Genomic DNA, 20,684 nt, shown 5'->3' with positions numbered 1-20,684 from the left:
TTGAGTCAATGGCTTGGTTTTGTTTTTTATTGATTCCCTTTATATTAAGGTAGAAAGATTGTGCAAAACAATTTGATGACAGAAGTAAAATGAGTATGTATTGTAGTTGTTTCAAATGTAATTGACTTGTTTGTTAAATGTTAAGCAAATATCAGATCTTTCTTTGTTAAATCATAGATATAAATAAGGTTGTTGAAAATTAATGGTTTAACGTTTGTATACTGAAAAATATTTTATACATTTGCAACCCCGTAAAAAGCGGGAATTTAATAAACATAATAATTTTTAGTATTAATTATGCCAACAATTCAACAATTAGTAAGAACAGGAAGAACTCAGATCACTAAGAAGAGTAAATCGGTTGCTTTAGATTCTTGTCCTCAAAGAAGAGGGGTTTGTACGCGTGTTTACACTACTACACCAAAAAAACCAAACTCTGCAATGCGTAAAGTTGCGCGTGTACGTTTGACAAATGGTAATGAAGTGAATGCTTACATCCCAGGTGAAGGACATAATCTACAAGAGCACTCGATAGTATTAGTGCGAGGTGGAAGGGTAAAAGATTTACCAGGTGTTAGATATCATATCGTTCGTGGAGCGCTTGACACGTCAGGAGTTGCAGGAAGAACGCAAAGAAGATCTAAGTACGGTGCTAAACGCCCAAAAGAAGCAAAAAAGTAATTTAAAAACGTTAAGAGTTGGAGGTTAGGAGTTGAGGGTTGAAGCGTTTTGTGTAAGCAAAGGTCGATATCACAACAATTAACGGATAACCTATAACTTTTTATTTAAAAAAAAGACATGAGAAAAAGAGCGGCAAAGAAAAGACCACTTTTACCAGATCCAAGGTTTAATGACCAATTGGTAACACGTTTTGTAAACAACTTAATGTGGGATGGTAAGAAATCTACAGCTTTTAAGGTATTTTATGATGCAATTGATATCATTGAATCTAAAAAGCAAAATGATGAGAAGACTTCATTAGAGATCTGGAAAGATGCTTTAACAAACGTTATGCCTCACGTAGAAGTACGTAGCCGTAGAGTTGGTGGAGCTACATTCCAAATTCCAATGCAAATTCGTCCAGACAGAAAAATTTCTATGGCAATGAAGTGGTTAATACTTTATTCAAGAAGAAGAAATGAAAAATCTATGGCACAACGTTTAGCGTCAGAGTGTTTAGCTGCTGCTAAAGAAGAAGGTGCTGCGGTTAAGAAAAGAATGGATACTCACAAAATGGCAGAAGCTAATAAAGCATTCTCTCACTTTAGATTTTAATTCGTAAGAAATGGCTAGAGATTTAAAATATACAAGAAATATCGGAATTGCTGCTCACATTGATGCTGGTAAAACAACAACAACTGAGCGTATTCTTTTTTATACTGGAAAGTCACACAAAATTGGTGAGGTACACGATGGTGCTGCAACAATGGACTGGATGGCACAAGAGCAAGAAAGAGGTATTACAATTACGTCTGCTGCTACAACTTGTACTTGGAATTTTCCAACTGAGCAAGGTAAAGTGTTGCCAGAATCATTGCCATACCACTTTAATATTATTGATACTCCTGGACACGTTGACTTTACTGTAGAGGTAAACCGTTCTTTACGTGTACTTGATGGTTTAGTTTTCTTGTTTAGTGCTGTTGATGGTGTTGAGCCTCAATCAGAAACTAACTGGAGACTTGCTGATCAATATAGAGTTCCTCGTATGGGATTCGTAAATAAAATGGACCGTCAAGGTGCTAACTTTTTAGGAGTATGCGGGCAGGTTAAAGATATGTTGAAATCGAATGCGGTTGCAATTACTTTGCCTATTGGAGATGAGGCTGATTTTAAAGGTATCGTTGATTTAGTTAAAAACCAAGCTATTGTTTGGCATGACGAAACTCAAGGAGCTACTTTTGATATCGTTGATATTCCTGCTGATATGGTAGACGAGGTTAGACAATATCGTTCTATTCTTATCGAAGAAATCGCTACTTATGATGAGAATCTTTTGGATAAGTACATGGAGGATGAGAACTCTATTACTGAAGAAGAGATCAATAACGCTTTAAGAGCTGCTACAATCGACATGGCAATCATTCCTATGCTTGCTGGTTCTTCTTTTAAAAACAAAGGAGTTCAATTTATGTTAGATGCAGTTTGTAAATATTTACCATCTCCTTTAGATAAAGAAGGTATCGAAGGAATTCACCCTGATGATGCTGATTTGTTAGAAGAAGATCAAACTAAAATCTTACGTAAACCAGACGTGAAAGAGCCGTTCGCTGCTTTAGCATTTAAAATTGCTACTGACCCATTCGTGGGCCGTTTAGCTTTCTTCCGTGCTTACTCTGGACGTTTAGATGCTGGTTCTTATGTTTTAAATACTCGTTCTGGTAACAAAGAGAGAATTTCTCGTATTTACCAAATGCACGCTAACAAACAAAATCCAATCGAATTTATTGAGGCTGGAGATATTGGAGCTGCTGTAGGATTTAAAGATATCAAAACTGGAGATACTTTGTGTGATGAAAAGAATCCAATTATTTTGGAATCTATGAAATTCCCAGATCCAGTAATTGGTATTGCTATTGAGCCTAAAACTAAAGCTGACGTTGATAAAATGGGTATGGCTTTGGCTAAATTAGCTGAAGAGGATCCAACGTTTACTGTTAGAACTGACGAAGCTTCTGGTCAAACTATTATTTCTGGTATGGGTGAGCTTCACTTGGATATCTTAGTTGATCGTATGAAACGTGAGTTTAAAGTAGAGGTTAATCAAGGTGAGCCTCAGGTTGAGTATAAAGAAGCTTTTACAAGGTCTGCAACTCATAGAGAAACTTACAAAAAACAATCTGGAGGTCGTGGTAAATTCGGTGATATCGTATTTACAATTGAGCCTGCTGATGAAGTTGATGGTAAAGTTCCAGTTGGATTGCAGTTTATCAATGCTGTAAAAGGTGGTAACGTTCCTAAAGAATATATCCCTGCTGTTGAAAAAGGATTTAGAGAGGCTATGAAAACTGGTCCATTAGCAGGATATGCTGTGGATAGTTTGAAAGTTACTTTAACTGATGGATCTTTCCACCCTGTGGATTCTGATGCATTATCTTTTGAGTTAGCTGCAAGAATGGGTTATAAAGAATCTGGACGTGCTGCTGGAGCTGTTATTCTTGAGCCAATCATGAAAATCGAAGTTATTACTCCAGAAGAAAATATGGGTGATATCGTTGGTGACTTGAACCGTCGTAGAGGTCAAGTTAATGACATGGGTGATAGAAATGGAGCTAAAACTATCAAGGCTGATGTGCCTTTGTCTGAAATGTTTGGTTATGTAACAACATTAAGAACATTATCTTCAGGTAGAGCTACTTCAACAATGGAGTTTTCTCACTATGCAGAAACGCCTTCTAATATTTCAGAAGCGGTAATTAAAAAAGCAAAAGGTAACGCTTAATTCTTAAGAAAATGAGTCAAAAAATCAGAATAAAACTAAAATCTTACGATCACATGTTGGTAGATAAATCTGCTGAAAAGATCGTAAAAACAGTAAAAACTACTGGAGCAGTTGTAACAGGTCCAATTCCGTTGCCAACTCACAAAAAACTTTTCACTGTATTGCGTTCTCCGCACGTTAACAAAAAAGCGAGAGAGCAATTTGAAGTAATGTCATACAAGAGATTGATTGATATTTATTCATCTTCATCTAAAACTATTGATGCTTTAATGAAACTTGAATTGCCAAGTGGAGTTGAAGTAGAGATTAAAGTATAATTTTTTATTATATTTTTCATATAAAAAGCGAGGCATTTTTGTCTCGCTTTTTTTTGTTTTTAACATGGGGTTTTAATTTGTGTAATTGAAGGGTTTCATAATTTTTACAATCTTGATAACTTATATAATTTCCTTTGTTTTAGGGAGGTGCGAGATTTTGTTGTTGTGATTTTATTAATTAATTGTTATAAAAAAGATGATTGGAAGTTAGGAGAAAAGGTTCAAGTTTTGGTTAAATTATGGTTTCTTTTAATAGTGTTTTGAGGCTTGGATTTTGATTATGAGCGATTTAATTTTTCTAACCGTTTGGTATATTCAATTTTAATGTCTACTTTTGCACTCCCTGTTTGGAAATTTCTGTTATTTTCAAATTGAAGGGAATTTTAGTAATTAATAATTAATATTTATGTCTGGGTTAATTGGTAAGAAAATCGGCATGACTAGTATTTTTGATGAAAACGGGAAAAACATTCCTTGTACAGTAATCGAAGCTGGTCCATGTGTTGTTACCCAAGTCAGAACCAAAGAGGTTGACGGGTATGAAGCGTTGCAACTTGGTTTCGATGACAAAAACGAGAAACATTCTACTAAAGCGGCTTTAGGTCACTTTAAAAAAGCTGGAACTGTTGCTAAGAAAAAAGTCGTTGAATTCCAAGATTTTGCAACTGAACAAAAATTAGGAGATCTTATTGATGTTACTGTTTTTGAAGAAGGAGAATTTGTAGATGTACAAGGTGTATCTAAAGGTAAAGGTTTCCAAGGGGTTGTTAAACGTCACGGTTTTGGTGGTGTTGGACAAGCTACTCATGGTCAGCATAACCGTTTAAGAGCACCAGGTTCTGTAGGAGCATCTTCTTATCCATCTAGAGTATTCAAAGGAATGCGTATGGCTGGAAGAATGGGAGGAGAAAATGTAAAAGTTCAAAACCTTAGAGTTTTAAAAGTAGTTGCTGAAAAGAACTTACTTGTTGTTAAAGGATGTGTTCCTGGGCATAAAAACTCTTATGTAATCATTCAGAAGTAATGGAAGTAAAAGTATTAGATTTCAACGGAAAAGATACTGGAAGAAAAGTTCAACTTTCTGATTCAGTATTCGCAATTGAGCCAAACAATCATGCAGTATATCTTGATGTTAAGCAATATCTTGCTAATCAAAGACAAGGTACTCATAAAGCTAAAGAAAGAGCTGAAGTAACTGGTAGTACACGTAAGATTAAGAAACAAAAAGGAACTGGTACGGCTCGTGCGGGAAGTATTAAAAATCCTTTGTTTAAAGGTGGGGGTACAGTTTTTGGACCAAGACCAAGAAGTTATTCATTCAAATTGAATAAAGGTTTGAAGAGATTAGCTAGAAAATCAGCTTTCTCGATCAAAGCAAAAGAGTCAAATATCGTCGTTTTAGAAGATTTTAACTTTGAGACACCAAACACTAAAAATTTCATTAACGTTTTGAAAGCTTTAGGGTTAGAGAATAAAAAATCTTTATTTGTGTTGGGCGAGTCAAATAAAAACGTATATTTGTCGTCACGTAATTTAAAGGCTTCAAACGTCGTAACTAGCTCAGAATTAAGCACTTACGCAATATTAAACGCTAACAATTTAGTGCTTTTGGAAGGTTCTTTAGAGTTAATTGAAGAAAATTTAAGTAAATAATAGGAATATGAGCATTATTATTAGACCTATAGTAACGGAAAAAGTAACCAAAGAAAGTGAAGTTCTAAACCGCTTCGGATTCGTTGTTGATAAAAAAGCAAACAAAGTTGAAATTAAGAAAGCTGTTGAGGCTGCTTATGGAGTGACTATCGTTTCTGTTAATACAATGAATGTGAGACCAGATAGATCTACTAAATACACTAAAAGTGGTTTAATCAGTGGAAAGACAAATGCGTATAAAAAAGCAATTGTTCAAGTACAAGAAGGAGAAACAATTGATTTTTACAACAATATCTAAGATAGAAAAATGTCAGTAAGAAAATTAAAACCTATTACCCCAGGTCAGCGATTTAGAGTTGTGAATGGTTATGACGCCATTACAACTGATAAGCCGGAACGCTCTTTGATAGCACCGATAAAAAACTCTGGAGGTAGAAATAGTCAAGGAAAGATGACCATGCGTTATACGGGTGGTGGTCACAAGCAGAGATATCGTATTATTGATTTCAAAAGAACTAAAGACGGAATTCCGGCTACAGTGAAATCAATCGAATATGATCCAAATCGTACTGCGTTTATCGCTTTGTTAGCTTATGCTGATGGAGAGAAAACTTATATTATCGCTCAAAACGGATTGAAAGTTGGACAGAAATTAGTTTCTGGACCAGAGTCTCAACCAGAAATCGGTAATACTTTACCTTTAAGCAGAATTCCTCTTGGAACTGTTATATCTTGTATTGAGTTACGTCCAGGACAAGGAGCGGTTATTGCTCGTTCAGCTGGAACTTTTGCTCAGTTAATGGCAAGAGACGGGAAATATGCAACAATTAAAATGCCATCTGGTGAGACAAGATTAATCTTGTTAACTTGTTCGGCTACAATTGGAGCTGTTTCTAACTCTGACCACCAATTAGTTGTATCTGGTAAAGCAGGTAGAACAAGATGGTTAGGAAGAAGACCTAGAACTAGACCAGTAGCGATGAACCCAGTTGATCACCCTATGGGAGGTGGTGAAGGACGTTCTTCTGGAGGGCACCCACGTTCAAGAAACGGATTGCCAGCTAAAGGTTACAGAACTCGTTCTAAGAAAAACCCGAGTAACAAGTATATCGTAGAACGTAGAAAGAAATAATAAGATATGGCACGTTCATTAAAAAAAGGACCTTTCGTTCATTATAAATTAGACAAGAAAGTTCAAGAAAACGTAGAAAGTGGTAAAAATGCAGTTGTTAAGACTTGGTCTAGAGCTTCAATGATTACTCCAGATTTCGTTGGACAAACTATCGCAGTTCATAACGGTCGTCAATTTGTACCAGTTTACGTAACAGAAAACATGGTAGGTCACAAATTAGGAGAGTTTTCACCAACTAGATCTTTTAGAGGTCATGCTGGAGCAAAAAATAAAGGTAAAAAATAAGAAGCAATGGGAGTTCGTAAAAGAGAAACAGCAGATGCGAGAAAAGAGGCTAATAAGTCTATCGCTTTCGCAAAATTGAATAACTGCCCTACTTCACCTAGAAAAATGCGCTTAGTAGCGGACTTGGTAAGAGGTCAGAAGGTAGAAAGAGCACTTAACATTTTAAGATTCAGTTCTAAAGAAGCTTCAAGAAAATTAGAAAAACTATTATTATCTGCAATCAATAACTGGGAGCAAAAAAATAGTGAAGGTAATTTAGAAGAAGCTGGATTATTTGTTAAAGAGATCAGAGTAGATGGTGGAATGATGTTGAAAAGACTTCGTCCAGCTCCACAAGGTCGTGCACACAGAATAAGAAAACGTTCTAACCACGTAACAATCGTGCTTGGAGCTATCAATAACACACAAAGCAATTCTTAAGCAGCATGGGACAAAAGACAAATCCAATTGGAAATAGACTTGGTATCATCAGAGGATGGGACTCAAACTGGTATGGTGGAAATGATTACGGCGATAAATTAGCTGAGGATCACAAAATCAGAAAGTATATCCACGCTCGTTTATCAAAAGCTAGTGTATCTAAAGTAATCATCGAGAGAACTTTAAAGCTTGTAACCGTTACTATCACTACTGCAAGACCTGGTATCATTATTGGGAAAGGTGGACAAGAGGTAGACAAGTTAAAAGAGGAACTTAAGAAAGTTACTGACAAAGAGGTTCAAATTAACATCTTTGAAATTAAAAGACCTGAGTTAGATGCTTATCTTGTGGCGACAAGCATCGCTCGTCAAATCGAAAGCCGTATTTCTTACAGACGTGCAATCAAAATGGCTATTGCTGCTTCTATGCGTATGAACGCTGAAGGTATCAAAGTTTTGATTTCTGGTCGTTTGAATGGAGCTGAGATGGCGCGTTCGGAAGGTTTCAAAGAAGGTAGAATTCCTCTATCAACTTTCAGAGCTGACATTGATTATGCTTTGGCTGAAGCTCACACTACTTATGGTAGAATGGGTATCAAAGTATGGATCATGAAAGGTGAAGTTTACGGTAAGAGAGAGCTTTCTCCACTTGCTGGAATGGACAAAAAACAATCTGGTACAGGCGGTGGAAAAGGTGGAGATGCTCCTAGAGGCAAATCTAACTTTAACAAAGGCGGTAAACCAGATGCTCGTAAAAGAAAGTAAATTTTTAAACTAAAGAAAAATGTTACAGCCTAAAAGAACAAAATACCGTAAGGTACAAAAAGGTAAGATGAAGGGTAACTCTCAAAGAGGGCATGAACTTTCTAATGGAATGTTTGGTATTAAATCTGTGCATGAAGATGGAATGTTCTTAACTTCTCGTCAAATTGAAGCTGCGCGTATCGCTGCAACTCGTTACATGAAGAGAGAGGGACAATTATGGATTAAAATTTTCCCAGACAAACCTATTACTAAGAAGCCTCTTGAAGTACGTATGGGTAAAGGTAAAGGAGCAGTTGAGTATTGGGCTGCTGTTGTTAAACCAGGAAGAATTATGTTTGAAGTTGGAGGAGTTCCATTGTCAGTTGCAAAAGAGGCTTTGCGTCTTGCAGCTCAAAAACTTCCAGTAAAAACTAAGTTCGTCGTTGCTAGAGATTTCGAAGCATAATTTATATTTATTATGAAACAATCAGAAATAAAAGATCTTTCTGCAGCGGAGTTGCAAGAAAAACTTAGTCAAACTAAGAAAGTATATGCTGACCTAAAAATGGCTCATGCTATCTCTCCAATTGCTAACCCACTTCAAATTAGAAGCGTTAGAAGAACAGTTGCAAGATTGGCTACGGAGTTAACTAAAAGAGAGTTACAATAATTGTATTCTGCTGAAAGATGGAAGAAAAAAGAAATTTAAGAAAAGAAAGAATAGGTGTTGTTACTTCAAATAAGATGGATAAATCTATCGTTATTTCAGAAGTAAGAAGAGTAAAACACCCATTATACGGTAAGTTCGTGTTGAAAACTAAGAAATATGTTGCACACGACGAAACAAACGACTGTAACATTGGAGATACTGTAAGAATTAGCGAAACGCGTCCTTTAAGTAAAACGAAATGTTGGAGATTAGTTGAAATCTTAGAAAGAGCTAAATAATTATGGTACAACAGGAATCAAGACTAAAAGTAGCAGATAACACGGGAGCAAAAGAAGTTTTAACTATCCGTGTTTTAGGAGGTACCAAAAGAAGGTATGCCTCTGTTGGTGACAAGATTGTAGTATCTATTAAAGATGCAACTCCAAACGGTAACGTGAAAAAAGGAGCTGTTTCAACTGCAGTTGTTGTGCGTACCAAAAAAGAAGTGAGAAGAGCTGATGGTTCTTATATTCGTTTCGATGACAATGCATGTGTTCTTTTGAACGCTGCAGGGGAAATGAGAGGAACTCGTGTTTTTGGTCCGGTAGCAAGAGAACTTCGTGAAAAACAATTCATGAAAATTGTATCATTAGCACCAGAAGTGCTTTAATTCGTTTTAAGATGATAAAGCTAAAAATTAAATCAGGAGATATCGTAAGAGTTATTGCTGGAGACCATAAAGGTGCTGAAGGTAAAGTTGTACGTGTTTACCGTGAGAAAAATAAAGCGATAGTTGAAGGTGTAAACATGGTTTCGAAACATACAAAACCAAGTGCTAAAAACCCTCAAGGTGGTATCGTTAAGAAAGAAGCTTCTATTCAAATTTCTAACATTGCTTTAATTGATCCTAAAACTAAGGAGACAACTAGAGTTGGTATTAGAGTAGAAGGAGATAAGAAAGTAAGATTTTCAAAAAAATCTAATCAAGTACTATAGTAATGGCATATACACCTAGACTAAAAGAAGAATATAAGAGTAGAGTAATCTCTGCTCTTAAAGAAGAGTTCGGATATACAAACGTAATGCAAGTTCCTAAACTTGAAAAAATCGTTTTGAGCCGTGGAGTTGGTGCAGCTGTATCTGATAAAAAACTTATTGACTATGCAGTTGATGAGTTAACAAAGATCACTGGACAAAAAGCAGTATCTACAATTTCTAAGAAAGACGTTGCGTCTTTCAAATTAAGAAAAGGGATGCCTATTGGAGCAAAAGTAACTTTGCGTGGAGAAAGAATGTATGAGTTTTTGGATAGACTTATTACTTCTTCTTTACCACGTGTTAGAGATTTTAGTGGTATCAAAGCTACTGGATTCGACGGAAGAGGTAACTACAATCTTGGAGTTTTAGAGCAAATCATTTTCCCAGAAATTGATATTGACAAAGTAAATAAAATTTCAGGAATGGATATTACTTTTGTTACTACTGCAAAAACTGACAAAGAAGCAAAGTCGTTATTGGCTGAATTAGGTTTACCTTTTAAAAAGAATTAAGACATGGCTAAAGAATCAATGAAAGCCCGCGAGGTGAAAAGAGAGAAAACGGTAGCTAAGTATGCTGAGAAGAGAAAAGCTTTATTAGAAGCTGGAGACTACGAAGGATTACAAAGATTGCCTAAAAATGCTTCACCAGTTCGTTTACACAATCGTTGTAAATTAACAGGTAGACCTAGAGGTTATATCCGTCAATTCGGTATTTCACGTGTAACTTTCCGTGAAATGGCTAATAATGGATTAATTCCAGGAGTTAAAAAGGCTTCTTGGTAATCTCGCAATAAGTTATTACTTTTGCAAACCAAAAAATAATTTTTAATTGATTAAAGGTTCGGGAAACGAGTGTTTCCCGAAAACCATAATCGCAATCAAATACATATGTATACAGATCCTATTGCAGATTATTTGACTAGAGTTCGTAACGCTGTGGCTGCAAACCACAAAGTTGTTGAAATTCCAGCATCTAATCTAAAAAAAGAGATAACTAAGATCTTATTTGATCAAGGTTACATCTTAAGTTACAAATTTGAGCAGAACACTGTGCAAGGTTCTATTAAAATTGCTTTGAAGTATGATAAAGATACTAAAGAGCCTGTAATCAAAGATATCCAAAGAATTAGTAAACCTGGTTTACGTAAGTACGCAGGTGCTGCCAAATTACCAAGAATCCTTAATGGATTAGGAATTGCTATTGTTTCTACATCAAAAGGTTTGATGACTGGAAAACAAGCTAAGCAATTAAATGTAGGTGGTGAAGTAATTTGTTACGTATACTAATTTTAAACACTAGATAAGATGTCAAGAATAGGTAAAAGCCCAATTGTAATCCCTGCTGGTGTAACTGTTGAAGTTAAAGACGGTGTAATTACAGTAAAAGGAAAAAAAGGTCAACTAGTTCAGGAGTTTTCGGACGTAGCTGTAAAAGTTGAAGGCGATCAAGTTGTAGTTGAAAGATCGTCTGATCATAAAGACCATAGAGCAAAACACGGATTATTTAGATCTTTGATCAATAATATGATTGTTGGTGTTTCTGAAGGTTTCACAAAAGAACTAGAATTAGTTGGAGTTGGTTATAGAGCTTCAAACCAAGGTCAAAAGTTAGATTTAGCTCTTGGATATTCTCACAATATTGTTTTAGAAATTGCTCCAGAAGTAGCTTTAGAAACAATATCTGAAAAAGGTAAAAACCCTATCGTAAAGTTAACATCATTTGATAAACAACTTTTAGGTCAAGTTGCTGCGAAAATCAGAGGTTTCCGTAAGCCAGAGCCATACAAAGGAAAAGGTGTTAAATTTGTGGGTGAAGTATTAAGAAGAAAAGCAGGTAAATCAGCTTAAAATATAAGATTATGTCATTAACAAAATCTGAAAGAAGACAGAGAATTAAATTCAGAATTAGAAAATCGGTTAGTGGTTCTGCTGCAAGACCAAGACTTTCTGTATTTAGAAGTAACAAAGAAATTTACGCTCAAATTATTGATGATGTAAATGGAGTTACTATATTAGCTGCATCTTCTAGAGAAAAAGAAATAGGAAAAGGTACTAACGTTGAAGTAGCTGCTGCTGTTGGAAAACTAGTTGCAGAGAAAGCGTTAAAAGCCGGGATCGATACTATCACTTTTGATAGAGGTGGGTATTTATATCACGGTCGTATTAAATCATTAGCAGAAGGCGCAAGAGCCGCTGGACTTAAATTCTAATATATTATGTCTAAATACAAAAATGTAGAATTGGTAAAACCTAGCGGTCTTGAATTAAAAGATCGTCTAGTTAGTGTTAATCGTGTTACTAAAGTTACAAAAGGAGGTAGAGCTTTCGGTTTTTCTGCTATTGTAGTTGTAGGTGATGAAAATGGAGTAGTTGGTCACGGATTAGGAAAATCTAAAGACGTTTCTGAAGCAATTGCGAAAGCAGTAGAAGATGCTAAGAAAAACTTAGTTAGAATTCCTTTAAATGGTCAATCTGTTCCTCACGAACAAAAAGGTAAATTTGGTGGTGCACGCGTATTCTTAATTCCAGCATCTCATGGTACTGGAGTTATTGCTGGTGGAGCTGTTCGTTCAGTTCTTGAGTCAGTAGGTATTCACGATGTATTGTCTAAATCTCAAGGATCATCAAATCCACATAACGTAGTAAAAGCAACTTTTGATGCTTTATTGCAAATGAGAAGCGCTCACACTGTTGCAAAACAAAGAGGTGTTTCTTTAGAGAAAGTTTTTAAAGGTTAATTAGGAAATTATGGCTAAATTATTAGTAAAACAAGTAAGAAGCAAAATCAACTGTCCTCTTTCTCAAAAAAGAGGTTTGGAAGCTTTAGGTCTACGTAAAATTGGACAAGTTGTGGAGCATGAGTCAAATCCTGCTATCCTTGGGATGATAAACAAAGTTAAACACTTAGTTTCTGTTGAAGAAGCTAAATAACAAATACTGTTATGAATTTAAGTAACTTACAACCTGCTGAAGGATCTACACACAATCAAAATAAGAGATTAGGTAGAGGAGAAGGTTCTGGAAAAGGTGGTACCGCTGCAAGAGGACACAAAGGAGCTAAATCTCGTTCTGGTTATTCTAAAAAGATTGGTTTTGAAGGAGGGCAAATGCCTCTTCAAAGACGTGTGCCTAAGTTTGGTTTCAAAAACATCAATCGTAAAGAATACGAAGGTGTTAATTTAGATACTCTTCAATTATTAGTAGATAATGGGTCTATTACTGATTCTGTTTCAATGGCAGAATTTGTGGCAAATCGTTTAGCTACTAAAAATGAAATCGTTAAGATTTTAGGTAGAGGAGAATTGAAAGCAAAATTAAAAGTAACTGCCCACAAATTTACTGCTACTGCAAAAGCTGCTATTGAAGCTGCTGGTGGAGAAGCTGTAACTATATAACTTATCTATTAAGATGAAGAAATTTATTGAATCAATAAGTAATGTTTGGAAAATCGAAGAACTAAAGAATAGAATCTTAATCACTTTAGGATTGCTTTTAGTATATCGTTTTGGAGCACACGTTACGCTTCCTGGAATTGACGCAACGCAATTGACTGGTTTAGCGGGACAAACTAAAAATGGTCTAGGATCTATCCTAGACATGTTCACCGGGGGTGCTTTCTCTAAGGCTTCAGTTTTTGCCTTAGGTATCATGCCTTATATTTCTGCGTCTATTGTTGTTCAGTTAATGGGAATTGCGATTCCATATTTGCAAAAACTTCAAAATGATGGGGAAAGTGGTAGAAAAAAGATTAATCAAATCACTCGTTGGTTGACAATCGCTATCACATTGGTTCAAGGTCCAACTTATATCTATAATTTATACAGAACATTGCCTAGTAATGCATTTTTGCTAGGCTTTAATTCGCCTGAATTTTTGTTCTCATCAGTTATCATCTTAGTTACAGGTACAATTTTTGCTATGTGGCTTGGTGAGAAAATTACAGATAAAGGTATTGGAAATGGTATTTCATTGTTAATTATGGTTGGTATTTTGGCGCGTTTACCGCAAGCTTTTATTCAAGAGTTTACAACACGTGTTACCAATAACAATGGAGGTCCAATGTTATTAGTTATTGAAATTATTGTGTGGCTGTTAGTTATCATTTCTTGTGTATTGCTCACAATGGCAGTACGTAAAATTCCAGTACAGTACGCTCGTCGTACAACAACTGGAGATTACGAGCAAGATTTGGCAGGAGGTAATAGACAATGGATTCCTTTAAAGCTAAATGCTTCTGGAGTAATGCCAATCATTTTTGCTCAAGCAATTATGTTTATCCCTGCAGCAGTAGCTGGATTGTCTAAATCAGATACATCACAATCTATTGTTGGTGCATTTAGTAATATGTTTGGTTTCTGGTATAATTTTGTTTTTGCAACTTTAATTATTGTATTTACATTCTTTTATACTGCAATCACTGTACCTACTAACAAAATGGCTGATGATTTAAAAAGAAGTGGTGGTTTTATTCCGGGCGTTCGTCCAGGAGCAGAAACTTCTGACTTTCTTGATAAAGTGATGTCTTTAATAACTTTCCCAGGATCTTTATTCCTTGCTTTGATTGCTGTGTTCCCAGCTATTGTTGTAAGTGTTATGGATGTACAACAATCTTGGGCAATGTTTTTTGGAGGTACCTCGTTAATAATTATGGTTGGTGTTGCAATAGATACTATTCAACAGATCAATTCATACTTGTTAAATAAACATTACGATGGTTTAATGAAGACTGGTAAAAATAGAAAAGCGGTAGCTTAATATATTTATGGCAAAACAATCAGCAATAGAACAAGACGGATCAATTATAGAAGCATTATCTAATGCAATGTTCCGTGTAGAGTTAGAAAATGGACATATTGTAATTGCTCATATTTCTGGTAAAATGCGAATGCATTACATCAAATTATTACCTGGTGATAAAGTGAAACTAGAAATGAGTCCTTACGATTTGTCAAAAGCAAGAATTACTTATCGATATTAAAGGATATTCACTATGAAAGTTAGAGCATCAGTAAAAAAGAGAAGTGCCGAGTGCATTATCGTGCGTAGAAAAGGGAGACTGTACGTAATAAACAAAAAGAATCCTAGATTTAAACAAAGACAAGGATAATTATGGCAAGAATAGCAGGGGTAGATATCCCAAAAAACAAAAGAGGTGTTATCGCACTTACCTATATTTTCGGATTAGGAAAAAGTAGAGCTATTGAGATTTTAGAAAAAGCTCAAGTTAGCCAAGATAAAAAAGTTCAAGATTGGAATGATGATGAGATCGGAGCAATTCGTGAAGCTGTTTCATTTTACAAAATTGAAGGAGAATTACGTTCTGAAATTTCTTTAAACATTAAGCGTTTAATGGATATTGGATGTTACAGAGGTATTCGTCATAGATCTGGTCTTCCATTAAGAGGACAGAGAACTAAAAACAACTCTAGAACTAGAAAAGGTAAAAGAAAAACTGTTGCTAACAAGAAAAAAGCAACTAAATAATAAGTAATATGGCTAAAGCAACTGCAAAAAAACGTAAAGTTATCGTTGAATCAACGGGTGAAGCTCATATTTCTGCGACTTTCAATAATATTATCATTTCTTTGACTAATAAGAAAGGCGAAGTTATTTCTTGGTCTTCAGCTGGTAAAATGGGTTTCAGAGGTTCTAAAAAGAATACTCCGTACGCAGCTCAAATGGCAGCAGAAGATTGTAGTAAAGTAGCTCTTGAAGCAGGACTTAAGAAAGTAAAAGTTTATGTAAAAGGACCAGGTAATGGACGTGAGTCTGCTATTCGTTCTTTGCATAATGGTGGAATTGAAGTGACTGAGATTATCGATGTTACTCCAATGCCTCACAACGGATGTCGTCCTCCAAAAAGACGTAGAGTTTAATACTCAAAATTTATTATAGTATAACCTAGATAGAACATAGATTATCGAAGGATAAGACCTGAATTCATAATCTCTATCTTAAACAATTCAAAATGGCAAGATATACTGGTCCTAGCACAAGAATCGCTCGTAAATTTGGCGAGGCAATCTTCGGAGATGATAAATCTTTCGAAAAAAGAAATTACCCACCTGGACAACACGGGATGGCTAAAAAAAGAGGAAAAAAATCTGAGTATGCTGTTCAGTTAATGGAAAAGCAAAAAGCTAAATATTCTTATGGAATTTTAGAGAAACAATTCAGAAATTTATTCGAAAAAGCATCAGCTACTAAAGGAGTTACTGGTGAAGTTTTATTACAATTATGCGAAGCAAGATTGGATAACGTTGTTTTTAGAATGGGAATTGCTCCATCTAGAAGAGGTGCGCGTCAAATCGTATCTCACAGACACGTTACTGTAAATGGAGAAGTTGTAAATATTCCTTCTTACCACCTTAAGCCTGGTGATAAAGTTGCAGTTCGTGAAAAATCTAAATCTTTAGAAGCTATCGAACGTTCTTTATCAAATTCAAGTCATGTTTATGAATGGATTACTTGGAATAATGAACTTAAAGAAGGAACTTTTGTTTCTGTACCTGCGAGACTTCAAATTCCAGAAAACATTAAAGAACAATTAATCGTAGAGTTGTACAACAAATAATAATTGACTTAGTCGAAATTTATGGCAATATTTAATTTTCAAAAGCCCGATAAAGTTATCATGATCGATTCAACCGATTTTGAAGGTAAATTTGAGTTTAGACCTTTAGAACCTGGTTACGGATTGACAGTTGGTAATGCACTTAGAAGAGTTTTGCTTTCAGCGTTAGAAGGTTATGCAATTACATCTGTTCGTATCGAAGGTGTAGATCATGAGTTTTCTACTATTTCAGGTGTTGTTGAAGACGTTACCGAAATTATCCTTAATCTAAAACAAGTACGTTTCAAACGTCAGATAGAAGATATCGATAATGAATCAGTTACTATTTCTGTTTCTGGTAAAGATCAATTAACAGCAGGTGATTTTCAAAAATTTATCTCAGGTTTTCAAGTTTTGAATCCAGACCTTGTTATCTGTAATTTAGATTCTAAAATCAAATTGAACTTCGATTTAACAATCGAAAAAGGTAGAGGATACGTTCCTGCTGAAGAGAACAAAAAACAGAATGCTGCAATTGGAACGATTTTTACAGATTCTATTTTTACTCCGGTAAAAAATGTAAAATATGCAATCGAAAACTTCCGTGTAGAGCAAAAAACAGATTATGAAAAATTAGTTTTTGAAATAAAAACTGATGGATCTATTAATCCAAAAGACGCTCTTACTGAAGCTGCTAAAGTTTTAATTCACCATTTCATGTTGTTTTCTGATGAAAGAATTACACTTGAGGCTGACGAAATTGCACAAACAGAATCGTATGATGAAGAGTCATTGCATATGAGACAATTGCTTAAAACTAAGCTTGTTGATATGGATTTATCTGTGAGAGCATTAAATTGCTTGAAAGCGGCTGAAGTTGATACACTTGGTGATTTAGTATCGTTCAATAAAAATGACCTAATGAAATTCCGTAATTTTGGTAAAAAATCTTTAACTGAACTTGATGAACTTGTTGCAGTGAAGAATTTAACTTTCGGAATGGATTTAGCTAAATACAAATTAGATAAAGAATAATTTACTTCATATTTTGCTCTCCATAGCGGATTGTAGCAAGATGAAGATAAAAAAAACACGTCATGAGACACGGAAAAAAATTCAACCACTTAAGCAGACAGACTGGACATAGAAAAGCTATGTTGGCTAATATGGCTTGTTCTCTTATCGAGCACAAACGTATTAACACTACTGTTGCTAAGGCTAAAGCGCTTAAACAATTCGTTGAGCCTTTAATCACAAAATCAAAAGAAGATACGACTCACAATCGTCGTATTGTTTTTGCTTACTTACGTAGCAAATATGCTGTAACTGATTTGTTCAGAGATGTAGCTGCTAAAGTTGGTGACCGTCCAGGTGGATACACTCGTATCATTAAAGTTGGAAATCGTTTGGGAGATAATGCTGATATGGCAATGATCGAACTTGTTGACTTCAATGAACTTTACAACGGAGGTAAAAAAGAAGTTAAAAAAGCTAAAAGCCGTCGTGGTGGTAAAGCAAAAAAAGCTGAAGGTACTCCTGAAGCTCCAGCTGCTGAATCTGAAACGACTACAGAAGCTTCTGAATAATTATGAAAGTAATCATTCTATAAAAATCAAGGATAAACTAATTTTTAGTTTATCCTTTTTTTTTGATTTTTTTGAAACTGCAAAAATGTAACTTATTTAAAATGATAGGTTTTATTTTTACGATTGAAAGTTTTAAAAAATCTTGGAAGGGCTCTTTTAAAGAAGTAAATTTGCAAAATATCTAATTACAAATGAGGTTCTGCTTCATACACAATTAAAAAAAAACAATACAAATTAAAGAATGAAATACACAACACGACAAAGCGCCATTTTATTACTAAGTGATGGAACTGTTTTTCATGGAAAGTCTATCGGTATTAGCGGTAAAACTTTTGGTGAAGTTTGTTTTAATACTGGAATGACCGGATATCAGGAGATCTTTACAGATCCTTCTTATTTTGGACAAATTATGGTTACTACTAATCCGCATATCGGGAATTATGGTATTAATGATTTAGAAGTTGAATCGGAAAACGTTAAGATCGCTGGTTTAGTTTGTAAAAATTTTAGCTTTAACTATTCAAGAGCTGGTGCTTCTGGAAGTCTGGAAGATTATTTTGCTAAACAAAATCTGATCTGTATTTCAGATGTTGATACTAGGGCTTTAGTTAGTTATATCCGTGATAATGGAGCAATGAATGCTGTAATTTGTACAGATGGAACTTCAATTGAGGATTTGAAAAAAGAATTGGCTAATGTGCCAAATATGGAAGGTTTAGAATTAGCTTCTAAAGTTTCGACTACTGAGCCTTACTTCGTTGGAGACGAAAATGCAACATACAAAATCTCGGCACTTGATCTTGGTATTAAAAAGAATATCTTGAGAAATTTTGCTAAGAGAGACTGCTATATTAAAGTTTTTCCATATGATGCAACGTATGAAGATTTAGATTCGTTTAATCCTGATGGGTTTTTCTTGTCAAACGGACCTGGGGATCCAGATCCGTTACATGGAGTAATTGATGTGGCAAAAAAGATTATTGCAGAGAACAGACCGCTATTCGGAATTTGCTTAGGTCACCAAATTATTGCTTTGGCAAATGGAGTTCAAACTTACAAAATGTTTGGTGGACATAGAGGAATCAATCACCCTGTTAAAAATCTGCTTACGGGAAAAGGAGAGATTACTTCTCAAAATCACGGGTTCGCTGTAAAAAGAGAAGCGCTAGAAAACCATCCAGAATTGGAACTTACTCATATTCATTTAAATGATGATACTGTTGCGGGGATGAGAATGAAGGGTAAAAACTGTTTTTCAGTACAATATCACCCGGAGGCTAGTCCTGGACCACACGATTCGTCATATTTATTTGACCAATTTGTAGAGAATATTAAAAGTAGCAAAGCCTAAAACGATGTAGTTAATAAATAAAGGTGTTTAATGGCTAGAATGCGTTTATAGTATTAAATATTTTTATAATTTCGAAAAAAAATATATAATTTATTAATAAAAAACAAAAATAATGAGTATTATAATTAAAGTTCACGCAAGACAAATTCTTGATTCTAGAGGTAATCCTACTATTGAAGTAGATGTAGTAACTGAAAATGGAGTTTTAGGTAGAGCAGCAGTTCCATCTGGAGCATCAACTGGAGAACACGAAGCTGTTGAATTACGTGATGGTGGTAAAGCTTATCTAGGTAAAGGTGTTTTAAATGCAGTGAATAATGTAAATACTATTATTGCTGAAGAGTTAGTTGGAACTTCTGTTTTCGAACAAAACACAATTGACCAATTAATGATTGATTTGGATGGTACTCCAAACAAATCTAAATTAGGGGCTAATGCTATTTTAGGTGTTTCTTTAGCTGCTGCAAAAGCTGCTGCTAACGAACTTGGTTTGCCATTGTACAGATACGTGGGTGGTGTTTCTGCTAATACGTTACCAGTTCCGATGATGAATATCATCAACGGTGGTTCTCACTCTGATGCGCCTATCGCATTCCAAGAGTTTATGATTTTCCCAGTAAAAGCAACTTCTTTTACACATGCAATGCAAATGGGAACTGAAATTTTTCACAGTTTGAAAAAAGTATTACACGATAGAGGTTTAAGTACTGCTGTTGGTGACGAAGGAGGTTTCGCTCCAAACTTAGCTGGTGGAACTGAAGATGCTTTAGATACTATCAAATTAGCTGTTGAAAAAGCTGGATATTCTTTCGGTGACGAAATTATGATTGCTCTTGACTGTGCTGCTTCTGAGTTTTATGTAAACGGTAAATACGATTATACTAAATTTGAAGGGGAAACTGGAAAGATTAGGACTTCTGAGGAGCAAGCTGATTATTTAGCTGAACTTGCTGCTAAATATCCAATTATCTCTATCGAAGATGGTATGTATGAAGATGACTGGAATGGTTGGAAATATTTGACTGAAAAAATTGGAGATAAAGTTCAATTAGTTGGAGATGATTTATTTGTTACTAATGTTGCTCGTTTGTCAACTGGTATCGAAAAAGGAATTGCTAACTCAATTTTAGTGAAAGTTAACCAGATTGGTACTTTAACAGAAACTATTGCAGCTGTAAACATGGCAAAAAATGCTGGTTATACATCTGTAATGTCTCACCGTTCTGGAGAAACTGAAGATAATACAATTGCAGATTTAGCTGTAGCTTTAAACTGTGGACAAATTAAAACAGGTTCTGCTTCTCGTTCAGATCGTATGGCTAAATACAACCAATTATTGAGAATTGAAGAAGAATTAGGAAGTACTGCTTACTTTCCTGGATTAAATGCTTTTAAAATCAAATAATCTATATATTATATATTGAAAAGGAACCATCTGTCTTTACAGATGGTTTTTTTTTGGACTTTTAACAAATTCATAGCAGTATTCTTTTTTTAATTAGTCTTAAATTCA

Annotated in this window: 34 protein-coding genes; all 34 read left to right on the top strand. The window is 35.0% G+C overall.

Annotated elements, in window-relative coordinates:
- The first annotated feature begins 297 nt into the window (after window positions 1-297).
- Window positions 298-681: a 30S ribosomal protein S12 gene (gene rpsL, locus QLQ96_RS01910; protein WP_007136570.1), complete on the top strand. Its 384-nt coding sequence runs from the start codon at window positions 298-300 to the stop codon at window positions 679-681.
- A 117-nt stretch (window positions 682-798) separates the two neighbouring features.
- On the top strand, window positions 799-1,275 hold the full coding sequence (rpsG, locus tag QLQ96_RS01905; protein WP_017495022.1) for a 30S ribosomal protein S7: 477 nt from the start codon (window positions 799-801) through the stop codon (window positions 1,273-1,275).
- Between the two features lie 10 nt (window positions 1,276-1,285).
- Window positions 1,286-3,442 carry an elongation factor G gene (gene fusA / locus QLQ96_RS01900; RefSeq protein ID WP_110305591.1) on the top strand — a complete coding sequence of 719 codons (2,157 nt, stop codon included), beginning with the start codon at window positions 1,286-1,288 and terminating at the stop codon, window positions 3,440-3,442.
- Window positions 3,443-3,453: 11 nt separating this feature from the next.
- Window positions 3,454-3,759 carry a 30S ribosomal protein S10 gene (gene rpsJ, locus QLQ96_RS01895; RefSeq protein WP_007803605.1) on the top strand — a complete coding sequence of 102 codons (306 nt, stop codon included), beginning with the start codon at window positions 3,454-3,456 and terminating at the stop codon, window positions 3,757-3,759.
- Between the two features lie 406 nt (window positions 3,760-4,165).
- Window positions 4,166-4,783 (top strand): 50S ribosomal protein L3, encoded by a 618-nt coding sequence (gene rplC, locus QLQ96_RS01890; RefSeq protein ID WP_482494214.1) that lies wholly within the window; start codon window positions 4,166-4,168, stop codon window positions 4,781-4,783.
- Window positions 4,783-5,412, top strand: a complete 630-nt coding sequence (gene rplD / locus QLQ96_RS01885) for a 50S ribosomal protein L4 (protein WP_482494213.1) — start codon at window positions 4,783-4,785, stop codon at window positions 5,410-5,412. The genes rplC and rplD overlap by 1 nt, the downstream gene beginning before the upstream one ends.
- 7 nt (window positions 5,413-5,419) lie before the next feature.
- Window positions 5,420-5,710: a 50S ribosomal protein L23 gene (gene rplW, locus QLQ96_RS01880; RefSeq protein WP_091496652.1), complete on the top strand. Its 291-nt coding sequence runs from the start codon at window positions 5,420-5,422 to the stop codon at window positions 5,708-5,710.
- 9 nt (window positions 5,711-5,719) lie between these two features.
- Window positions 5,720-6,544 (top strand): 50S ribosomal protein L2, encoded by an 825-nt coding sequence (rplB, locus tag QLQ96_RS01875; protein ID WP_008464287.1) that lies wholly within the window; start codon window positions 5,720-5,722, stop codon window positions 6,542-6,544.
- A gap of 6 nt (window positions 6,545-6,550) precedes the next feature.
- Window positions 6,551-6,829, top strand: coding sequence for a 30S ribosomal protein S19 (rpsS, locus tag QLQ96_RS01870; protein ID WP_008464288.1), 279 nt, complete (start codon window positions 6,551-6,553; stop codon window positions 6,827-6,829).
- A 6-nt stretch (window positions 6,830-6,835) separates the two neighbouring features.
- Window positions 6,836-7,249 carry a 50S ribosomal protein L22 gene (gene rplV, locus QLQ96_RS01865; protein WP_007803631.1) on the top strand — a complete coding sequence of 138 codons (414 nt, stop codon included), beginning with the start codon at window positions 6,836-6,838 and terminating at the stop codon, window positions 7,247-7,249.
- A gap of 5 nt (window positions 7,250-7,254) precedes the next feature.
- Window positions 7,255-8,013, top strand: a complete 759-nt coding sequence (gene rpsC, locus QLQ96_RS01860; protein ID WP_008464292.1) for a 30S ribosomal protein S3 — start codon at window positions 7,255-7,257, stop codon at window positions 8,011-8,013.
- A gap of 19 nt (window positions 8,014-8,032) precedes the next feature.
- The gene (rplP, locus tag QLQ96_RS01855) at window positions 8,033-8,458 is read left to right on the top strand and encodes a 50S ribosomal protein L16 (RefSeq protein ID WP_017495016.1); all 426 of its coding nucleotides are present in this window, start codon (window positions 8,033-8,035) and stop codon (window positions 8,456-8,458) included.
- Window positions 8,459-8,470: 12 nt separating this feature from the next.
- Window positions 8,471-8,662 carry a 50S ribosomal protein L29 gene (gene rpmC, locus QLQ96_RS01850; RefSeq protein ID WP_008464297.1) on the top strand — a complete coding sequence of 64 codons (192 nt, stop codon included), beginning with the start codon at window positions 8,471-8,473 and terminating at the stop codon, window positions 8,660-8,662.
- Window positions 8,663-8,679: 17 nt separating this feature from the next.
- Window positions 8,680-8,940 (top strand): 30S ribosomal protein S17, encoded by a 261-nt coding sequence (gene rpsQ / locus QLQ96_RS01845; RefSeq protein ID WP_089055326.1) that lies wholly within the window; start codon window positions 8,680-8,682, stop codon window positions 8,938-8,940.
- A 2-nt stretch (window positions 8,941-8,942) separates the two neighbouring features.
- The gene (gene rplN / locus QLQ96_RS01840; protein WP_007803649.1) at window positions 8,943-9,311 is read left to right on the top strand and encodes a 50S ribosomal protein L14; all 369 of its coding nucleotides are present in this window, start codon (window positions 8,943-8,945) and stop codon (window positions 9,309-9,311) included.
- Window positions 9,312-9,322: 11 nt separating this feature from the next.
- A complete protein-coding gene (gene rplX / locus QLQ96_RS01835; protein WP_482494209.1) occupies window positions 9,323-9,637 on the top strand; it encodes a 50S ribosomal protein L24 in 315 nt (104 codons plus the stop codon).
- A 2-nt stretch (window positions 9,638-9,639) separates the two neighbouring features.
- Entirely contained in the window at window positions 9,640-10,191 is a 552-nt protein-coding gene (gene rplE / locus QLQ96_RS01830) for a 50S ribosomal protein L5 (RefSeq protein ID WP_111285049.1), read from the top strand.
- A 3-nt stretch (window positions 10,192-10,194) separates the two neighbouring features.
- Window positions 10,195-10,464: a 30S ribosomal protein S14 gene (gene rpsN, locus QLQ96_RS01825; protein WP_008464305.1), complete on the top strand. Its 270-nt coding sequence runs from the start codon at window positions 10,195-10,197 to the stop codon at window positions 10,462-10,464.
- Between the two features lie 105 nt (window positions 10,465-10,569).
- Complete coding sequence (rpsH, locus tag QLQ96_RS01820) at window positions 10,570-10,968, top strand: 30S ribosomal protein S8 (RefSeq protein ID WP_008464306.1); 399 nt, start codon at window positions 10,570-10,572, stop codon at window positions 10,966-10,968.
- An 18-nt stretch (window positions 10,969-10,986) separates the two neighbouring features.
- Window positions 10,987-11,529, top strand: a complete 543-nt coding sequence (rplF, locus tag QLQ96_RS01815) for a 50S ribosomal protein L6 (protein WP_482494206.1) — start codon at window positions 10,987-10,989, stop codon at window positions 11,527-11,529.
- An 11-nt stretch (window positions 11,530-11,540) separates the two neighbouring features.
- The gene (gene rplR / locus QLQ96_RS01810) at window positions 11,541-11,891 is read left to right on the top strand and encodes a 50S ribosomal protein L18 (RefSeq protein WP_035650451.1); all 351 of its coding nucleotides are present in this window, start codon (window positions 11,541-11,543) and stop codon (window positions 11,889-11,891) included.
- A 3-nt stretch (window positions 11,892-11,894) separates the two neighbouring features.
- Window positions 11,895-12,419, top strand: a complete 525-nt coding sequence (rpsE, locus tag QLQ96_RS01805) for a 30S ribosomal protein S5 (protein ID WP_085949269.1) — start codon at window positions 11,895-11,897, stop codon at window positions 12,417-12,419.
- 10 nt (window positions 12,420-12,429) lie between these two features.
- A complete protein-coding gene (rpmD, locus tag QLQ96_RS01800; protein ID WP_008464315.1) occupies window positions 12,430-12,612 on the top strand; it encodes a 50S ribosomal protein L30 in 183 nt (60 codons plus the stop codon).
- An 11-nt stretch (window positions 12,613-12,623) separates the two neighbouring features.
- Window positions 12,624-13,076, top strand: coding sequence for a 50S ribosomal protein L15 (gene rplO / locus QLQ96_RS01795; RefSeq protein WP_379693370.1), 453 nt, complete (start codon window positions 12,624-12,626; stop codon window positions 13,074-13,076).
- A 13-nt stretch (window positions 13,077-13,089) separates the two neighbouring features.
- Window positions 13,090-14,436 (top strand): preprotein translocase subunit SecY, encoded by a 1,347-nt coding sequence (gene secY / locus QLQ96_RS01790; RefSeq protein WP_482494203.1) that lies wholly within the window; start codon window positions 13,090-13,092, stop codon window positions 14,434-14,436.
- Window positions 14,437-14,443: 7 nt separating this feature from the next.
- Window positions 14,444-14,659 carry a translation initiation factor IF-1 gene (infA, locus tag QLQ96_RS01785; RefSeq protein WP_007136545.1) on the top strand — a complete coding sequence of 72 codons (216 nt, stop codon included), beginning with the start codon at window positions 14,444-14,446 and terminating at the stop codon, window positions 14,657-14,659.
- A gap of 12 nt (window positions 14,660-14,671) precedes the next feature.
- Window positions 14,672-14,788 (top strand): type B 50S ribosomal protein L36, encoded by a 117-nt coding sequence (ykgO, locus tag QLQ96_RS01780; protein ID WP_002987490.1) that lies wholly within the window; start codon window positions 14,672-14,674, stop codon window positions 14,786-14,788.
- Window positions 14,789-14,790: 2 nt separating this feature from the next.
- Window positions 14,791-15,165: a 30S ribosomal protein S13 gene (rpsM, locus tag QLQ96_RS01775; RefSeq protein ID WP_008464322.1), complete on the top strand. Its 375-nt coding sequence runs from the start codon at window positions 14,791-14,793 to the stop codon at window positions 15,163-15,165.
- Window positions 15,166-15,173: 8 nt separating this feature from the next.
- Window positions 15,174-15,557 carry a 30S ribosomal protein S11 gene (rpsK, locus tag QLQ96_RS01770; protein WP_024981527.1) on the top strand — a complete coding sequence of 128 codons (384 nt, stop codon included), beginning with the start codon at window positions 15,174-15,176 and terminating at the stop codon, window positions 15,555-15,557.
- A 92-nt stretch (window positions 15,558-15,649) separates the two neighbouring features.
- Entirely contained in the window at window positions 15,650-16,255 is a 606-nt protein-coding gene (rpsD, locus tag QLQ96_RS01765; protein WP_482494197.1) for a 30S ribosomal protein S4, read from the top strand.
- Between the two features lie 21 nt (window positions 16,256-16,276).
- On the top strand, window positions 16,277-17,269 hold the full coding sequence (locus QLQ96_RS01760) for a DNA-directed RNA polymerase subunit alpha (protein ID WP_008464329.1): 993 nt from the start codon (window positions 16,277-16,279) through the stop codon (window positions 17,267-17,269).
- A 62-nt stretch (window positions 17,270-17,331) separates the two neighbouring features.
- Window positions 17,332-17,820: a 50S ribosomal protein L17 gene (gene rplQ / locus QLQ96_RS01755; RefSeq protein WP_017495007.1), complete on the top strand. Its 489-nt coding sequence runs from the start codon at window positions 17,332-17,334 to the stop codon at window positions 17,818-17,820.
- A 241-nt stretch (window positions 17,821-18,061) separates the two neighbouring features.
- Window positions 18,062-19,171: a glutamine-hydrolyzing carbamoyl-phosphate synthase small subunit gene (gene carA, locus QLQ96_RS01750; RefSeq protein WP_482494194.1), complete on the top strand. Its 1,110-nt coding sequence runs from the start codon at window positions 18,062-18,064 to the stop codon at window positions 19,169-19,171.
- A gap of 112 nt (window positions 19,172-19,283) precedes the next feature.
- A complete protein-coding gene (gene eno / locus QLQ96_RS01745) occupies window positions 19,284-20,576 on the top strand; it encodes a phosphopyruvate hydratase (RefSeq protein WP_482494192.1) in 1,293 nt (430 codons plus the stop codon).
- Window positions 20,577-20,684 lie beyond the last annotated feature (108 nt).

This window comes from Flavobacterium sp. B167r (assembly GCF_056824315.1).
Note: the sequence above shows the minus strand (reverse complement) of the source record. Positions and strands in the feature narration are given on the sequence as shown.

Excerpts from the sequence above, each read along its gene's own strand:
- rpsL (WP_007136570.1), top strand. The coding sequence starts at position 298 with ATGCCAACAATTCAACAATTAGTAAGAACAGGAAGAACTCAGATCACT.
- rpsG (WP_017495022.1), top strand. The coding sequence starts at position 799 with ATGAGAAAAAGAGCGGCAAAGAAAAGACCACTTTTACCAGATCCAAGG.
- fusA (WP_110305591.1), top strand. The coding sequence starts at position 1,286 with ATGGCTAGAGATTTAAAATATACAAGAAATATCGGAATTGCTGCTCAC.
- rpsJ (WP_007803605.1), top strand. The coding sequence starts at position 3,454 with ATGAGTCAAAAAATCAGAATAAAACTAAAATCTTACGATCACATGTTG.
- rplC (WP_482494214.1), top strand. The coding sequence starts at position 4,166 with ATGTCTGGGTTAATTGGTAAGAAAATCGGCATGACTAGTATTTTTGAT.
- rplD (WP_482494213.1), top strand. The coding sequence starts at position 4,783 with ATGGAAGTAAAAGTATTAGATTTCAACGGAAAAGATACTGGAAGAAAA.
- rplW (WP_091496652.1), top strand. The coding sequence starts at position 5,420 with ATGAGCATTATTATTAGACCTATAGTAACGGAAAAAGTAACCAAAGAA.
- rplB (WP_008464287.1), top strand. The coding sequence starts at position 5,720 with ATGTCAGTAAGAAAATTAAAACCTATTACCCCAGGTCAGCGATTTAGA.
- rpsS (WP_008464288.1), top strand. The coding sequence starts at position 6,551 with ATGGCACGTTCATTAAAAAAAGGACCTTTCGTTCATTATAAATTAGAC.
- rplV (WP_007803631.1), top strand. The coding sequence starts at position 6,836 with ATGGGAGTTCGTAAAAGAGAAACAGCAGATGCGAGAAAAGAGGCTAAT.
- rpsC (WP_008464292.1), top strand. The coding sequence starts at position 7,255 with ATGGGACAAAAGACAAATCCAATTGGAAATAGACTTGGTATCATCAGA.
- rplP (WP_017495016.1), top strand. The coding sequence starts at position 8,033 with ATGTTACAGCCTAAAAGAACAAAATACCGTAAGGTACAAAAAGGTAAG.
- rpmC (WP_008464297.1), top strand. The coding sequence starts at position 8,471 with ATGAAACAATCAGAAATAAAAGATCTTTCTGCAGCGGAGTTGCAAGAA.
- rpsQ (WP_089055326.1), top strand. The coding sequence starts at position 8,680 with ATGGAAGAAAAAAGAAATTTAAGAAAAGAAAGAATAGGTGTTGTTACT.
- rplN (WP_007803649.1), top strand. The coding sequence starts at position 8,943 with ATGGTACAACAGGAATCAAGACTAAAAGTAGCAGATAACACGGGAGCA.
- rplX (WP_482494209.1), top strand. The coding sequence starts at position 9,323 with ATGATAAAGCTAAAAATTAAATCAGGAGATATCGTAAGAGTTATTGCT.
- rplE (WP_111285049.1), top strand. The coding sequence starts at position 9,640 with ATGGCATATACACCTAGACTAAAAGAAGAATATAAGAGTAGAGTAATC.
- rpsN (WP_008464305.1), top strand. The coding sequence starts at position 10,195 with ATGGCTAAAGAATCAATGAAAGCCCGCGAGGTGAAAAGAGAGAAAACG.
- rpsH (WP_008464306.1), top strand. The coding sequence starts at position 10,570 with ATGTATACAGATCCTATTGCAGATTATTTGACTAGAGTTCGTAACGCT.
- rplF (WP_482494206.1), top strand. The coding sequence starts at position 10,987 with ATGTCAAGAATAGGTAAAAGCCCAATTGTAATCCCTGCTGGTGTAACT.
- rplR (WP_035650451.1), top strand. The coding sequence starts at position 11,541 with ATGTCATTAACAAAATCTGAAAGAAGACAGAGAATTAAATTCAGAATT.
- rpmD (WP_008464315.1), top strand. The coding sequence starts at position 12,430 with ATGGCTAAATTATTAGTAAAACAAGTAAGAAGCAAAATCAACTGTCCT.
- rplO (WP_379693370.1), top strand. The coding sequence starts at position 12,624 with ATGAATTTAAGTAACTTACAACCTGCTGAAGGATCTACACACAATCAA.
- secY (WP_482494203.1), top strand. The coding sequence starts at position 13,090 with ATGAAGAAATTTATTGAATCAATAAGTAATGTTTGGAAAATCGAAGAA.
- infA (WP_007136545.1), top strand. The coding sequence starts at position 14,444 with ATGGCAAAACAATCAGCAATAGAACAAGACGGATCAATTATAGAAGCA.
- ykgO (WP_002987490.1), top strand. The coding sequence starts at position 14,672 with ATGAAAGTTAGAGCATCAGTAAAAAAGAGAAGTGCCGAGTGCATTATC.
- rpsM (WP_008464322.1), top strand. The coding sequence starts at position 14,791 with ATGGCAAGAATAGCAGGGGTAGATATCCCAAAAAACAAAAGAGGTGTT.
- rpsK (WP_024981527.1), top strand. The coding sequence starts at position 15,174 with ATGGCTAAAGCAACTGCAAAAAAACGTAAAGTTATCGTTGAATCAACG.
- rpsD (WP_482494197.1), top strand. The coding sequence starts at position 15,650 with ATGGCAAGATATACTGGTCCTAGCACAAGAATCGCTCGTAAATTTGGC.
- QLQ96_RS01760 (WP_008464329.1), top strand. The coding sequence starts at position 16,277 with ATGGCAATATTTAATTTTCAAAAGCCCGATAAAGTTATCATGATCGAT.
- rplQ (WP_017495007.1), top strand. The coding sequence starts at position 17,332 with ATGAGACACGGAAAAAAATTCAACCACTTAAGCAGACAGACTGGACAT.
- carA (WP_482494194.1), top strand. The coding sequence starts at position 18,062 with ATGAAATACACAACACGACAAAGCGCCATTTTATTACTAAGTGATGGA.
- eno (WP_482494192.1), top strand. The coding sequence starts at position 19,284 with ATGAGTATTATAATTAAAGTTCACGCAAGACAAATTCTTGATTCTAGA.